Source organism: Stenotrophomonas rhizophila (assembly GCF_001704155.1).
Lineage (GTDB): Bacteria > Pseudomonadota > Gammaproteobacteria > Xanthomonadales > Xanthomonadaceae > Stenotrophomonas > Stenotrophomonas rhizophila_A.
In genome coordinates this window covers 3,331,543-3,345,320 of sequence record NZ_CP016294.1, presented here as the reverse complement: position 1 = coordinate 3,345,320, position 13,778 = coordinate 3,331,543, and the positions used below count along the sequence as shown (strand labels likewise).

Here is a 13,778-nt window from a genome sequence, read left to right as displayed (position 1 = left end):
TAGCCGAGTGCGGTTGAAAACGACAAACTATTGACGCCTGCAGGGTAGCGCGTCATTGCGGCCGCATGGTGTGCGGCCCGGGCAGTACCAACCGGAAGCAGGCGCCGCCGGCAGGTACCGAGACGTACTCCAGGCTTGCCTGGTTGCCCTTGCACAGCTCACGGGCGATATACAGGCCCAGCCCGGTGCCGTGTTCGGAGGTGGTGTAGAACGGGCGGAACAGCTGGCTGGCAACCGATTCGGGAATGCCCGGGCCCCGGTCCATCACGTCGATCACCGCATTGCGGTCCTGGCGGGCCACACGCAGGCGTACGCGGGCCGGGTCCTGGCCGGTGCGGCCATACTTCAAGGCGTTGTGCACCAGCACGGTGAGGATCTGGTGCAGGTGGCGCGGGTCCACCAGCCCATGCACGGAAGACTCGCTGATGATCGGCTCGATGCTGTCGGTTTCCAGCGTGAGGCTCTGCTTGTACTCCAGCACGAAGCGGCGCACGAAGGCGGCCAGGTCCAGGTTCTCCGGGTTGGCCCGCTCGCGCCGGGCCAGGCCCAGCACGCTTTCCACGATGCCGTTGGTGCGCTGGCACTGCTGGTGGATGATCTGCAGCAGGCGGCGGTCGGTATCGCCAATGGCGGTGGATTCCTCCAGCAGCTGGGCGGCGTAGTTGATGGCTGCCAGCGGATTGCGGATCTCATGGGCCAGGCTGGCCGAGAACCGGCCCATGGCCGAGAGGGTGAGCGATTCGGCGCGGCGCGAGACCACGGTGGAATCGTCCAGGAACACCAGGGTCAGGTCGCTGCCGGCCAGCAGGCGGGCAAAGCGCGGCTGCACTTCGGGCTGGTCGGGCGACAGCTGCAGGGGGGTTTCTTCGTTGGTCCAGCCATTTCGCCAGCGCTGCAGGCGGCGGCTCAGGTCGGGCGCGGCGCTGCCCAGTTCCAGCAGGCCGCTGCCGCTGTTGCCGTCGTTGTCGCCGATCAGGGTGGCGGCCGCCTCATTGGCCAGGGTGATGCGGTTGGCGCCATCGACCACCAGCACGCCGGTGCGCATGCGGCGGATGATCAGTTCGTTGATCTCGAACAGGTTGGCGACTTCGGCGCCGCGCTGGTTGGCCAACTGCTGGTTGCGGCGGGCGCGGTTGCCCACCTGGTAGCTGACGAAGGCCAGGGCCAGGAAGCTGGTGATGAACATGGCCAGTTCGGCCAGGGTGCGGTTGGGCTCGCCGTTCTCGAGCAGATTCCAGACGTATTCGCCGGCGGTGGCGGCGCTGGCGGTTAGGGCCAGGCTCAGGCCCAGCGACAACGGCAGCAGGGTGGCCGCAGCGGCGATGTTGAACAGCAGGGCCATGGACAGGCCGGCGCTGGCGCCGGGCAGGGCGTGGGCCAGTAGGACGGTGGCGACGATGTCGATGAGCACGCTGCCCACCACGATCGGGCGCAGCCAGCGGTCGTTGCGGCCGGCCACCAGGATCAGCAGCGACAGCGCCAGGTAGCTGCCGCTGACCACCGCAGCCAGCTGCGGGTGGGTGGATTCGCCCACCAATGCACTCAACGGGCTGAACAGCAGGGCGGCGATGACCGCTGCGATCAGGACCCGGTAGAGGGCGAAAAAGTACAGCTCCCGCTTCGGCATGGACTCGATGCGGTCGATCAATGAAGCACTGGGTGACACGCCGGAACTCCCCTTCTGGCTGGGCCCAGTATAGGCATAGGTTTGGGCCCCGAGCCGCGCATTTTGACCATTCCCGACCCACCCCCGGCGGGGCGGCCCGGGCGCAACTGCCTGAATGAAGGTGGAAATCTCCCCCTCTTCACGCCCGGGCCCCGGTTTCTTTGCGCCGCGCCGCCGGGTCGTCCACAATAGTGGGCCCGCCGCGGTCCGTGCGTGCGGTCGTTCCTATTCCCACGGTGACGCATGAATTTCCACGAATACCAGTCAAAACAGCTGCTTGCCGAGTACGGCATTCCCGTCCCGGCCGGCAAGGTCGCGGCAACCCCCGATGAAGCCGTCGCAGCTGCCAACTCCCTGGGCCAGGGCCCCTGGATGGTGAAGGCGCAGATCCATGCGGGCGGTCGCGGCAAGGCTGGCGGCGTCAAGTTCTGCAAGACCACCGATGACGTCAAGGCCGCTGCGGCCAAGATGCTCGGCACCAAGATGGCCACCTACCAGACCGCTGGCGTTGAACTGCCGGTCAACCTGGTGCTGGTGACCACCGCCGGTGAGATCGTCAAGGAGCTGTACCTGTCGGTGCTGGTTGACCGTGGCACCAAGACCATCACCTACATCGCTTCTTCGGAAGGCGGCGTGGAGATCGAGCAGGTCGCTGCTGAAACCCCGGAGCTGATCCACTCGCTCAACGTTGATTTCGTTGAAGGCGTGCAGGGTTACCACGGCCGCGATTTCGGCTTCAAGCTCGGCCTGACCGCCAAGCAGGCCGGCCAGTTCGCCAGCATCATGGTGAACCTGTACAAGCTGTTCAACGAAAAGGACCTGGCACTGGTTGAAATCAACCCGCTGGCCATCCTGGACGACGGCAACCTGTACGCGCTGGACGGCAAGTTCGACAGCGACGACAACGCCGCGTTCCGTCAGAAGGCCTTGGTCGCCATGCGCGACAAGACCCAGGAAGACGAAACCGAAGTGACCGCTTCGGAGCTGGACATCAACTACGTCACCATGGACGGCAACATCGGCTGCATGGTCAACGGCGCCGGCCTGGCCATGGCCACCATGGACGTCATCAAGCTCAACGGCGGCGAGCCGGCGAACTTCCTGGACGTGGGCGGCGGTGCGAACAAGCAGCGCGTCATTGAAGCGTTCAAGCTGATCCTGTCTTCGGACAAGGTCGAAGGCATCTTCGTCAACATCTTCGGCGGCATCGTCCGCTGCGACATGATTGCCGAAGGCATCATCGCCGCTGTGAAGGAAGTGGGCGTCAAGGTTCCGGTCGTGGTGCGCCTGGAAGGCACCAACGTGGAAGAAGGCAAGCAGCTGCTGCGTGACAGCGGCATGGCCATCATCCCGGCCGACAACATCAACGACGGTGCCAAGAAGGTCGTTGAAGCTGTCAAGAACGCCGCCTGATCCGACACCGAAGGAATAACAATGTCTGTTTTGATCAATAAGAACACCAAGGTGATCGTGCAGGGCTTCACCGGCCAGCAGGGTACCTTCCACGCCACTCAGATGATCGAGTACGGCACCCAGGTTGTTGGCGGCGTGACCCCGGGCAAGGGCGGCACGACCCACATCGACCTGCCGGTCTTCAACACCGTTGCCGACGCCGTGCAGAGCACCGGCGCCAACGCTTCGGTTATCTACGTGCCGCCGCCGTACGCGGCTGACGCGATCCTGGAAGCTGCGGCTGCCGGCATCAAGGTCATCGTGTGCATCACCGAAGGCATTCCGGTGCTGGACATGCTGCGCGTGAAGAACGTGCTGACCCGTTCGCATCCGGACACCGTGCTGATCGGGCCGAACTGCCCCGGCGTGATCACCCCGGGCGAGTGCAAGATCGGCATCATGCCGGGCCACATCCACAAGCCGGGCAAGATCGGCATCGTGTCGCGTTCGGGCACCCTGACCTATGAAGCGGTCAAGCAGACCACGGAAGTGGGCCTGGGCCAGTCGACCTGCATCGGTATCGGTGGCGACCCGATCAACGGCCTGAACTTCGTTGACTGCCTCAAGCTGTTCAACGAAGACCCGCAGACCGAAGGCATCATCATGGTCGGCGAAATCGGCGGCGACGCCGAGGAAGCCGGTGCGGAGTACATCAAGAACCACGTGAAGAAGCCGGTCGTCGGCTTCATCGCGGGCGCTTCGGCTCCGGCCGGCAAGCGCATGGGCCACGCCGGTGCGATCGCATCGGGCGGCAAGGGCACCGCTGAAGGCAAGTTCGCCGCCATGGAAGCTGCCGGTGTGGTCACCGTCCGCTCGCCGGGCGACCTGGGCGCTGCCATCGCCAAGCTGGTGAAATAAGCGCGCCAGCCGCAACGCGGCTGACAACGCGTAGCGCCGACTGTTAGTCGGCAAAAGAAAAGCCGCCCCAAGGGGCGGCTTTTCTGCTTTTGCAGTCCGCCGAACCACCAGCGCTACAATGGGCCATCGCAACCACAGGCTTCACCCCATGACGTCGATCCGCATCGCGATGGCCCAGTTCGATTTTCCGGTGGGCGCGGTCGCGCAGAACACCGACAACATCATCGCGATGATCGCCGAGGCGCGCGATGAGTTCGGCGCCGAACTGGTGGTGTTCCCGGAGCTGGCCATCAGTGGCTACCCGCCCGAAGACCTGCTGCTGCGCCCGCGTTTCCTCTACGACTGCCAGGTGGCCATGGGCCGAATCGCCGAATCCACCCATGGCATCACTGCGGTGGTTGGCTGGCCCGAGGCCACCGGGGCAGTGGTCTACAACGCCGCCAGCGTGCTGCGCGACGGCGAGGTGCTGCACACCTACCGCAAGCGCGAACTGCCCAACTATGCGGTGTTCGATGAACGCCGTTACTTCGATATCGACCCGGACGGCGGCAGCTGCGTGTTCGAGCTGAAGGGCGTGCCGGTGGGCGTGCTGGTCTGCGAGGACCTGTGGTTCCCCGAACCCCTGGCCGATACCGTGCGCAACGGTGCCGAGCTGGTGGTGATCCCCAATGCGTCCCCATACGAACGCGGCAAGCACGCCCAGCGCGACGCGCTGCTGGCCGAGCGCACCCGCGAAACCGGGGCGGCGCTGCTGTACGTCAACATGGTCGGCGGGCAGGACGCGCTCACCTTCGATGGCGCCTCGGTCGTGGCCGATGGCGATGGCACCGTGCACCCGGCCGCAGCGGCCTTCACCGACCAGTGGCTGGTGGTGGACTACGACGCCGAAAGCCGCCGCTTCCTGCCGCGCGAGTGGATGGACGACGGCGACGAGAGCATGGATGCGCTGGCCTGGCGCGCGGTGACCCGCGGCATCCGCGATTACTGCGGCAAGAACGGCTTCAAGAAGGTGTGGTTGGGGCTGTCCGGCGGCATCGATTCGGCGCTGGTGCTGGCGATGGCGGTGGACGCGCTGGGCGCGGACAACGTCACTGCGGTACGGCTGCCCTCGCGCTATACCGCCGACATGTCCAACGACCTGGCCGCCGAGCAGTGCCGCGCGCTGGGCGTGAAGCTCGAAGCGGTATCGATCGAGCCGGTGTTCGAAGGCCTGATGACCGCGCTCGGCCCGATGTTCGAGGGCCAGCCCGCGGATGTGACCGAGGAGAACCTGCAGTCGCGCGCGCGCGGGGTGATCCTGATGGCGCTGTCCAACAAGTTCGGCGGGCTGCTGCTCACCACCGGCAACAAGAGCGAATACGCGGTCGGCTACGCCACCATCTACGGCGACATGTGCGGTGGCTACGCGCCGCTGAAGGACCTGTACAAGACCGAGGTATTCGGCCTGTCCAAGTGGCGCAACACCGTGGGCGGCGCGCCGGTGATCCCGCCGGCAGTGATCGCCCGGCCGCCGTCGGCCGAACTTCGTGCCAACCAGACCGACCAGGATTCGCTGCCGGCCTACGACGTGCTGGACGGCATCCTGTACCGCTACGTGGACCAGGAGCAGTCGCGCGAGGAGATCGTGGCCGCCGGTTACGCCGCCGAGGTGGTGGACCGCGTGCTGCGGCTGGTACGCACCAGCGAGTGGAAGCGCCACCAGGCCGCACCCGGCCCGAAGGTGTCGCGCCGCGCATTCGGCCGCGAACGCCGCTACCCGATCAGCAACGGCTACAAGGGCTGAGCGAACGGCTGCATGACCGGGCGCGGCAAGCGCGCCCTGTTGCGGAGACCCGTGACGATCTCCGGGGCTGAGCGAAACACGGAAGCGCATCCGCGGACGGTGACTAGAGTCAGGGTTTTCCTACGGAGACACCCTTATGCATGTTCCTTCCATCGAGACGCGAAACGTCGGCCATAGCCCTTACCCGGTCCCGACGCAGGCGCGAACGGCCACCGTGGCTGACCGCCCCGTGCCGGCGTCCATCGCCAATGCGCACATGGCGCGGACCGCAACGACCGTAGCGCCGATGAGCTACGCGGTCGGGCGCTTCCAGGTGGCCAACGTCACGGTGCGACAGGCCGAGCCCCGGGATGCCATCCCGGCGCCGGATACTCGCTCGATCTCCTGAAGCCGCGAACAAAAAAAGGGTCCCGCAAGGGACCCTTTTCTGTTTCAGCACCGCGCTGGTATCAGCGGCGATTCATCGTGGCATTGCGCTGGCCGGTGCTGGCGGACTTCTCGCCGGCGAACGGGTTCAGCTTGCGGATCATCCACGGGTACTTCGGCCAGTTGCCCTGCAGCCACGGGTGCTCGGGCTGGTTCAGCTCCAGCACGCGGCGGGCGTCGTCGGCCAGGGTCTTGTTGCCCAGGTGGGTGTAGGCCTCGCCCAAGGCGGCCACGGCGTCGTACTGGAACGCGCTCTGCGGGTAGGTATCCAGCAGGTAGTTGGCCCGGCCGGCGGCGGAGACGTAGGCCTCGCGGCGCAGGTAGTACAGCGCGTTGTCCAGCTCATGCTGGGCGAACACGTCGCGCAGCTCCAGCATGCGGCTGCGTGCATCGGCAGCGTAGCGGCTGTTGGGGTAACGCTCGACCACGATGTTGAAGTCGGCGTAGGCCTGGCGCGGGGTGGACAGGTCGCGGCGGCTCGGGTCCAGCGACCACACGCGGCGCAGGAACACCGTGTTGCGGTTGCTGTTGGCCAGGCCACGCAGGTAGTACATGTAGGCGATGTTGCGGTGGGTCGGGTAGGTGCGGATGAAGCGGTCGATGCTCGACACCGCGTCATCGTGCTTGCCGGCCTTGTACTGGGCGTAGGCGGTTTCGATCATCGCCTGCTCGGTGTACGGGCCGTACGGGTACTGGGCGATCAGGCGGCGGAAGGTGGCTTCGGCGCCACTCCAGTTGCCCTTCTGCATCAGGCCGTGGCTCTTGTCGTAGATCGTTTCGACAGGCTGGCCTTCTTCCGGGTTGTCACCCTTGGCGCCACGGTGGCAGCCGGTGGAAACGAGGGCCAGGACCAGCATCAGGGCCGCGGTGCGGACGGGCGCGGACAGCAGGGAAGAGCGTCGGATCATGGGGTCAGGGCGGGACGCGGCTGGAATACGAAGGGTCGATGATAGCCTAGTGGCCTGTCCTGCGACTGAAACTGGTCGCCGGGACCCCCAATTTGTCTTCCTGCGGTGTGCTCCCCATGTCCGATAACGCTTCTGAAACCGAATCCACCCGTCAGGCCGTCGTGCCCGATACCGCCGCCGGGCGGCGCTTTGACGCCGTGCTGGCCGACCTGTTCCCCGAATTCTCCCGCTCCAAGCTGAGCGAGTGGATCAAGTCCGGGGACGTGCTGCTGGACGGCGAACCCGTGCGCGGGCGCGACCCGGTCCGCGGCGGCGAGGTGGCCAGCCTGCATGTCGTGCTCGACACCCAGACCCACGCCGAGCCCGAGGACATCCCGCTGGACATCCTGTACGAGGATGAACACGTTTATGTGATCAACAAGCCGGTCGGCCTGGTGGTCCACCCCGGTGCGGGCAACCCCACCGGCACCCTGGTCAACGCGCTGCTGTTCCGCGACCCGGGCCTGTCGGTGCTGCCGCGCGCGGGCATCGTGCACCGCCTGGACAAAGACACCAGCGGCGTGATGGTGGTGGCCCGCACCATCCAGGCGCAGACCGCGCTGGTGGAGCAGCTGGCCGCGCGCAACGTCCACCGCCAGTACCTGGCAGTGGTGGTGGGCGCGCTGGTCTCCGGCGGTACCGCCGATGCGCCGATCGACCGCCACCCGCGCGACCGCATCCGCATGGCGGTGCGCGAGGACGGCAAGGATGCGGTGACCCATTACCGCCTTCGCGAACGCTTCCGCGCCCACACCGCGCTGGAGTGCCGCCTGGAAACCGGGCGTACCCACCAGATCCGCGTGCACATGGCGCACCTCAAGCACGCCATCGTGGGCGATTCGCTGTACGGCGGCGCGCTGAAGCTGCCCAAGGGCGCCACCGACGAGCTGGTCGCGCAGCTGCGCGGCTTCAAGCGCCAGGCGCTGCATGCTGAAACGCTGGAGTTCGCCCACCCGATCACCGGTGAGCCGATCCGCAACAGCGCGCCGCTGCCGGCCGACATGGTGGCGCTGCTGGACGCGCTGCGTGAAGACACCAAGCGGTTCACCGAGCTGGAACGCGGTCGCCGCTGATGGCTGCGCCCGTGGCCCCTGATTCGCCGCACGCCGCGCTGCTGCCGGTGCTGGCCGCCGACTGGGCGGCCGCGCCCGGGGTGCATGCGCTGACCACCCTGCGCCACGGCGCAGGCGGCTCGAAGGCGCCATTTGACCAGTTCAACATGGGCAACCGCACCGCCGCCGACGGCGACGACCCGGACCAGGTGGCGCGCAACCGCGCGCTGCTGCAGGCCGGGCTGGGCCTGCCCTCGGCACCCCACTGGCTGCGCCAGGTGCATGGCACGGGGGTGCTGCGGTTTGATGCGCCGCCCGTGGAGGGCGGCATTGACGCCGAACCCACCGCCGATGCGGCGGTCACCTCGGTGCCCGGGGTGGTGCTGGCGATCCTGACCGCCGACTGCCTGCCGGTGGTGCTGGCCGCGCGCGATGGCCGCGAGATCGGGGCCGCCCATGCCGGTTGGCGTGGCTTGGCCGACGGCATGCTGGAAGCCACGGTGGCGGCGATGCGTACGCCGCCGGGCGGGTTGCAGGCGTGGCTGGGGCCGGCGGCCGGGCCGGCCGAGTACGAGATCGGGGCGGACGTGTTCGCGGCGTTCGTGGACCTGGATGCGGGGGCGGCGGAGGCCTTCGTGGCCACCCGCCCGGGGCATTGGAAGGTGGATCTGTACGCGCTGGCGCGGCGGCGGCTGGTGGCGGCCGGGGTGGACCCGGGCGGAATTAGTGGTGGGCAGCTGAGCACGATTGCCGAGCCGGGGCGGTTCTATTCGCATCGGCGGGATCGACGGACCGGGCGGATGGCGACGTTGGCATGGATGGCGCCGTGAGCCCCGACGCGTAGCCGGTACCGATGGTTTGGCCGGCATGCGGACGCGCACGTCATCGAAGAACGCTGTATTCAATCCGCCGATTACGATCCCGCCCACTTTCCAACCGGTTGTCGGCCACCGGATGTTCTTCGCCATAACCACGCGGCTCCAGCGCACTTGCCGGCACCCCCAGCGCCTGCAGTTCCGCCACCACCACATCCGCGCGTTGCTGGCTCAGCTGCAGGTTGGTTTCGGCAGCCCCCAGGCTGTCGGTATGCCCGCCCACTTCGAGGCGCACACCGGGCCCGGCGGCTAGGATCGACTGCGCACTGGCCCGCAGCATGTCGCGCCCATCGGCCCGCAGCACTGGCGACTTGTGCTCGAACCCGACCTTGCCCTGGTTCAACGCCGCCACCAGCGCGTGCGGTTCGGGCTGGGCCGGCAGCTGCGCCAGCGCGATCCGGCCCGCGTCCCACAGCCCGCTCACCTGCAGGTGGCCAAACGCGCGGCGCAGGGTATTGGACACCGCGATCCGGTCCCCTTCCGGCAGCCGGGTCATGTCCACGTGCAGCGCATCACCGGTAAACGATAGCGAAAGCCCGGGATGGCGCAGCACCGGGGCCAACGTAACCAGTCGGTCCAGCCAACGCGGGGCCTGTGCCTGTGGGTCGCGCAGGATGTCGCCGGTGACCCCGCCCTGGCCGTACTGGGCCACCAGCGCGCTCCATACCCGGCGGCGGTCGGCCTCGCCTGGCAGGCGGCCGCGTACGTCGATCACGCCGCCGCTGTTCACCAGCGACAGCCGGGGCGGGTGCTGCTGGTCGGCATAGGTCGGCGCGGCACCGGTACTCACCCGGGTCTTCTGGTGGATCCAGCCGGTCAGGCACAGCAGCACGCCGGCAACCATCACCCACAGCAGCCCGCGCGCGGCGGTGCCCCGTACCAGGCGCAGGGTAGGGCTTCGCGGCACTGCCTGCTTCACGGGATGGGGCGCCTGCGCGCTGCGGGCTTCCTGCTCCAGGACATCCAGCAGGCCCGGCAGCAGGTCGGAGGCCACCACCGCGAACATGCCGGTGGGGAAGGCGGCCCGCCGCGCCAGCACGGCCAGCTCCTCGCGGCCGATCACGCATTCCAGCTGGCTGGCCAGCAGCCGCGAGGGCCGTTCATCACCGGGAAAACGGCTGCCCAGGCCCACGGCATCGAAACGACGGCGCAGGCCATGGATGCCGCCCGGCAGGCCGCGGATGTAATCGACCAGCACGTCCACCAGGTTGCGCGCGCGGTGGCCAAGGCCCATGTGCAGGGCGGTGTCTTCGATGAAGCGATCCAGCAGTGACATCAATCCGATTCCCGGTTCCAGCCCCTGCGGCATGCACGGGCGTTGCGGGAGTCAATGTCGGAACGGCCTGTCAACGAAAAATGAAAGTTGCGCGCGCCCCAGGTTGCGAATCGGTCGTAGTTTCCGACGATTTAGGAGGCCTATCGAAATGGCACGCTGCGCTTATCGGGATTTCCACGGCGGGAAGTGCAGAAAGCGACACACTCCTAAAACGAGCGCATCACGGCGGATGATGCGCATAGCGGGTACGAGTTCAGGCCAGAAGCGACAGATTTCTGGCCCGACAGCATGTCGTAATCAGCCGTTTTCCAGTGCCTCCAGATAGCTCTGGCGCCAGTGGTTGATGTCATGGGCGCGCAGGTGATCCATCATCGCCTGCCAGCGCTCCACGCGTTTGCGCAGCGGCATGGTGGCGGCGGTGGCGATGGCATCGGCCACGCCATCCAGGTCGTGCGGATTCACCAGCAACGCCTGCTTCATTTCGTCGGCCGCGCCGGCCAGCAGCGACAACACCAGCACACCGGGGTTTTCCGGGTCCTGCGAGGCCACGTACTCCTTGGCCACCAGGTTCATGCCATCGCGCAGCGGAGTGACCAGGCCGACGGCAGCGGCGCGGTAGAAGCCGGTGAGGGTGGCATGCGCGAAGTTCTGGTTCACGTAGCGCAGCGGGGTCCAGTCCGGTTCGGCAAAGCCGCCGTTGATGTGGCCGGCGATCTGTTCCAGCTGGCTGCGCAGCTGCCGGTACTCGGTGACATCGCCGCGCGACACCGGGGCGATCTGCAGGTAGGTGAGGCTGCCACGCTGGTCAGGGTGGCGTTGCAGGTAGCGCTCGAAACCCTGGAAGCGTTCGGGCAGACCCTTGGAGTAGTCCAGCCGGTCCACGCCGATCGCCAGCTGGCGGTCGCGCAGGCTGTTGCGCAGGTCGCGCACGGCCGGCTTGTTGGCACCGGCCTTGGCCTGGCGTTCGATGTGCGCAGTGTCGATGCCGATCGGGAACGCGGCGGCGCGGAAACGGCGACCGCCGGGGGCTTCCAGCATGCCATCGGGCAGCACCTTGCCGCCAGCGAACAGGCGCACGTAGGACTGGAAGCGGTCGGCGTCGCGCTGGGTCTGGAACCCGACCAGGTCGTAGGCGTACAGGCTGGAGAACAGCCGCAGGTGGTCGGGCATGGCCTGCAGCAGGTCGGCCGATGGCATCGGCACGTGCAGGAAGAAGCCGATGCGGCAGCCGATGCCACGTTCGCGCAGCAGCGAGGCCAGCGGGATCAGGTGGTAATCGTGGATCCACACGATGTCGTCTTCGCGCAGCAGCGGCGCCAGCTTTTCGGCGAACAGCGCGTTGACCCGGCGGTAGGTTTCGCGGGTGGCGCGGTCATAGTCCACCAGGTCCAGCCGGAAGTGCAGCAGCGGCCACAGGGTGCGGTTGGCGAAGCCGTTGTAGTAGCCGTCGACGTCGCGCTTGTTCAGGTCCATGGTGACGTAGCGGATGTCACCCTCGGTCTGCTCGTGCAGCTCGCCGCTGTCATCGCGCACGGATTTGCCGCTCCAGCCGAACCACAGCCCACCGCGTTCCTTCAGCGCGGCCAGCAGTCCCACTGCCAGCCCACCCGGGGCGGCCACGCCGGGCGCGGCCACGCGGTTGGACACCACGACAAGGCGGCTCATGAGGCCTCCTGCCAGCTACGCGACAGCCGCATGGCGGCGGTGACCAGGCCCACGTGCGAATAGGTCTGCGGGAAGTTGCCCCAGGCCTCGCCATTATCGAAGGCCAGGTCTTCGGAGAGCAGGCCGAGGTGGTTGCGGCGTTCGAGCAGCATTTCGAACATCTCGCGCGCTTCGTCCAGGCGGCCGATGGCAGCCAATGCGTCGATGTACCAGAACGTGCAGATGGTGAAGCTGGTTTCCGGCTCGCCGAAATCATCCGGCGCCACGTAGCGGTACAGCGCGTTGCCGTGCTTGAGGTCACGGCCGATGGCCTCGACGGTGGCGACGAAACGCGCATCGTCGGCGGCGATGAAGCCGATGTCGGCCAGCAGCAGCAGCGAGGCATCCAGGCGGTGGCCGCCGTAGGTGTCGGTGAAGTGGCCCAGCTCGTCGCTCCAGGACTCGCGCAGGATGCGCGCGTGGATGGTGTTGGCGCGGTCGCGCCAGTACTCGGCACGGTGGTCCAGCTTCAGGCGCACGGCGATCTTGCACAGGCGGTCGCAGGCGGCCCAGCACATCGCGCTGGTGTAGGTATGCACTTCGGTGCGGCCGCGGAATTCCCACAGGCCGGCGTCGGGCACGTCGTGCAGGGCGAAGGCCTGTTCGCCCAGCGGTTCCAGCCGCGCGAAGGTGTGGGCGTCGCCGGGGTCCTGCAGGCGGCGGTCGAAGAACAGCTGGGTGGACGCCAGCACCACGCTGCCGTACACATCGTGCTGGCGCTGCACCCAGGCCAGGTTGCCGCGCCGCACCGGGCCCATGCCACGGTAGCCATCGAGGGAGGCCACTTCGCTTTCTTCCAGCTTGGCCTCGAAGCCGATGCCGTACAGCGGCTGCAGGCTGCCATCGCCGGTGGCGAGATTGAAGATGTAGCCCAGGAACTGTTCCATGGTGCGGGTGGCACCGAGGCGGTTGAGCGCGCGCACCACGAAGGCGGCATCGCGCAGCCAGCAGTAGCGGTAATCCCAGTTGCGGATGCTGCCCGGCGCCTCGGGAATGGAGGTGGTCATGGCGGCGATGATGGCACCACTGTCTTCGTACTGGCACAGCTTGAGGGTGATCGCACTGCGGATCACCGCGTCCTGCCATTCAAGCGGAATGGACAGGTAGCGCACCCATTCGCGCCAGTAATCGCGCGTGCGCTGGAAGGATTCCTGCACATAGCCGCTGAGCGAACGGTTCAGCGATTCGTCCACGCCCAGCACCAGGTGCACCGGGTGGCTGAGCACGAACGGCAGCTCATCGCGCACGAAGCGCAGCGGTACGTCGGTGGTCAGGCGCAGCACGTGGTCGGGCAGTACCCAGCGGATGTGGTTGCTGCCCCAGGTGGCCTCGGGCACGCGCGCGCCCCAGTCCGCCAGCGGGCGGGCGCGCACGATGATGCGCGGGTTGCCACCCAGCGGGCGCACCTGGCGGATCAGGCTGACCGGCCGGTAGAAACGATCGTTCTGGCGCCAGCGCGGGGCGAAATCGATGATTTCCAGCGAGCCGCCGTGCTTGTCGTGCAGTACGGTGCGCAGGATGGCGGTGTTGGTCAGGTAGCTCTGTTCGCTGCTGACCATGTCTTCCAGTTCAATGGCGAAATCGCCACCGACCTGCTGGTTGGGCTGCAGCAGTGCGCAGAAGGTGGGGTCGCCGTCGAAGGTGGGCAGGCAGCTCCACACGACGCGCGCGTGGCGGTCGATCAGCGCGCCGAAGCTGCCGTTGCCGACCACGCCAAGGTCCAGGTTGGAATCAGTCAT

General features: G+C 67.3%; 11 protein-coding genes. 6 read left to right on the top strand and 5 right to left on the bottom strand.

Annotated features, from left to right (window positions below):
* Positions 1 to 52: 52 nt before the first annotated feature.
* Positions 53 to 1,666: a sensor histidine kinase gene (locus BAY15_RS14890; protein WP_068853795.1), complete on the bottom strand. Its 1,614-nt coding sequence runs from the start codon at positions 1,664 to 1,666 to the stop codon at positions 53 to 55.
* 243 nt (positions 1,667 to 1,909) lie between these two features.
* Here BAY15_RS14890 and sucC point away from each other — a divergent pair, with 243 nt between their 5' ends.
* From sucC to BAY15_RS14870, 4 genes are all read left to right on the top strand, one after another.
* Positions 1,910 to 3,079, top strand: coding sequence for an ADP-forming succinate--CoA ligase subunit beta (gene sucC / locus BAY15_RS14885; protein ID WP_068853794.1), 1,170 nt, complete (start codon positions 1,910 to 1,912; stop codon positions 3,077 to 3,079).
* 21 nt (positions 3,080 to 3,100) lie between these two features.
* Positions 3,101 to 3,976 (top strand): succinate--CoA ligase subunit alpha, encoded by an 876-nt coding sequence (gene sucD, locus BAY15_RS14880; protein ID WP_017356169.1) that lies wholly within the window; start codon positions 3,101 to 3,103, stop codon positions 3,974 to 3,976.
* A 148-nt stretch (positions 3,977 to 4,124) separates the two neighbouring features.
* On the top strand, positions 4,125 to 5,759 hold the full coding sequence (locus BAY15_RS14875; protein WP_068853793.1) for an NAD+ synthase: 1,635 nt from the start codon (positions 4,125 to 4,127) through the stop codon (positions 5,757 to 5,759).
* A gap of 136 nt (positions 5,760 to 5,895) precedes the next feature.
* Positions 5,896 to 6,147, top strand: a complete 252-nt coding sequence (locus BAY15_RS14870; RefSeq protein WP_068853792.1) for a hypothetical protein — start codon at positions 5,896 to 5,898, stop codon at positions 6,145 to 6,147.
* Positions 6,148 to 6,208: 61 nt separating this feature from the next.
* Here BAY15_RS14870 and BAY15_RS14865 read toward each other — a convergent pair whose 3' ends face one another.
* On the bottom strand, positions 6,209 to 7,093 hold the full coding sequence (locus tag BAY15_RS14865; RefSeq protein ID WP_068853791.1) for an outer membrane protein assembly factor BamD: 885 nt from the start codon (positions 7,091 to 7,093) through the stop codon (positions 6,209 to 6,211).
* 116 nt (positions 7,094 to 7,209) lie between these two features.
* Here BAY15_RS14865 and rluD point away from each other — a divergent pair, with 116 nt between their 5' ends.
* Entirely contained in the window at positions 7,210 to 8,205 is a 996-nt protein-coding gene (rluD, locus tag BAY15_RS14860) for a 23S rRNA pseudouridine(1911/1915/1917) synthase RluD (protein ID WP_068853790.1), read from the top strand.
* A gap of 11 nt (positions 8,206 to 8,216) precedes the next feature.
* Positions 8,217 to 9,014, top strand: a complete 798-nt coding sequence (gene pgeF / locus BAY15_RS14855) for a peptidoglycan editing factor PgeF (RefSeq protein WP_237334271.1) — start codon at positions 8,217 to 8,219, stop codon at positions 9,012 to 9,014.
* Positions 9,015 to 9,066: 52 nt separating this feature from the next.
* On the opposite strand, the gene BAY15_RS14850 is transcribed toward pgeF, so the two are convergent.
* The 3 genes from BAY15_RS14850 to BAY15_RS14840 form a co-directional block, all read right to left on the bottom strand.
* The gene (locus BAY15_RS14850; protein ID WP_068853788.1) at positions 9,067 to 10,335 is read right to left on the bottom strand and encodes an OmpA family protein; all 1,269 of its coding nucleotides are present in this window, start codon (positions 10,333 to 10,335) and stop codon (positions 9,067 to 9,069) included.
* 297 nt (positions 10,336 to 10,632) lie between these two features.
* Positions 10,633 to 12,000: an alpha,alpha-trehalose-phosphate synthase (UDP-forming) gene (gene otsA, locus BAY15_RS14845; RefSeq protein ID WP_068853787.1), complete on the bottom strand. Its 1,368-nt coding sequence runs from the start codon at positions 11,998 to 12,000 to the stop codon at positions 10,633 to 10,635.
* The gene (locus tag BAY15_RS14840) at positions 11,997 to 13,778 is read right to left on the bottom strand and encodes a glycoside hydrolase family 15 protein (protein WP_068853786.1); all 1,782 of its coding nucleotides are present in this window, start codon (positions 13,776 to 13,778) and stop codon (positions 11,997 to 11,999) included. Before BAY15_RS14840 ends, otsA begins: the two co-directional genes overlap by 4 nt.

Coding starts and splice junctions, on each gene's coding strand:
- BAY15_RS14875 (WP_068853793.1), top strand. CDS start 4,125: ATGACGTCGATCCGCATCGCGATGGCCCAGTTCGATTTTCCGGTGGGC.
- BAY15_RS14865 (WP_068853791.1), bottom strand. CDS start 7,093: ATGATCCGACGCTCTTCCCTGCTGTCCGCGCCCGTCCGCACCGCGGCC.
- sucC (WP_068853794.1), top strand. CDS start 1,910: ATGAATTTCCACGAATACCAGTCAAAACAGCTGCTTGCCGAGTACGGC.
- rluD (WP_068853790.1), top strand. CDS start 7,210: ATGTCCGATAACGCTTCTGAAACCGAATCCACCCGTCAGGCCGTCGTG.
- BAY15_RS14870 (WP_068853792.1), top strand. CDS start 5,896: ATGCATGTTCCTTCCATCGAGACGCGAAACGTCGGCCATAGCCCTTAC.
- sucD (WP_017356169.1), top strand. CDS start 3,101: ATGTCTGTTTTGATCAATAAGAACACCAAGGTGATCGTGCAGGGCTTC.
- otsA (WP_068853787.1), bottom strand. CDS start 12,000: ATGAGCCGCCTTGTCGTGGTGTCCAACCGCGTGGCCGCGCCCGGCGTG.
- BAY15_RS14840 (WP_068853786.1), bottom strand. CDS start 13,778: ATGACTGATTCCAACCTGGACCTTGGCGTGGTCGGCAACGGCAGCTTC.
- BAY15_RS14850 (WP_068853788.1), bottom strand. CDS start 10,335: ATGTCACTGCTGGATCGCTTCATCGAAGACACCGCCCTGCACATGGGC.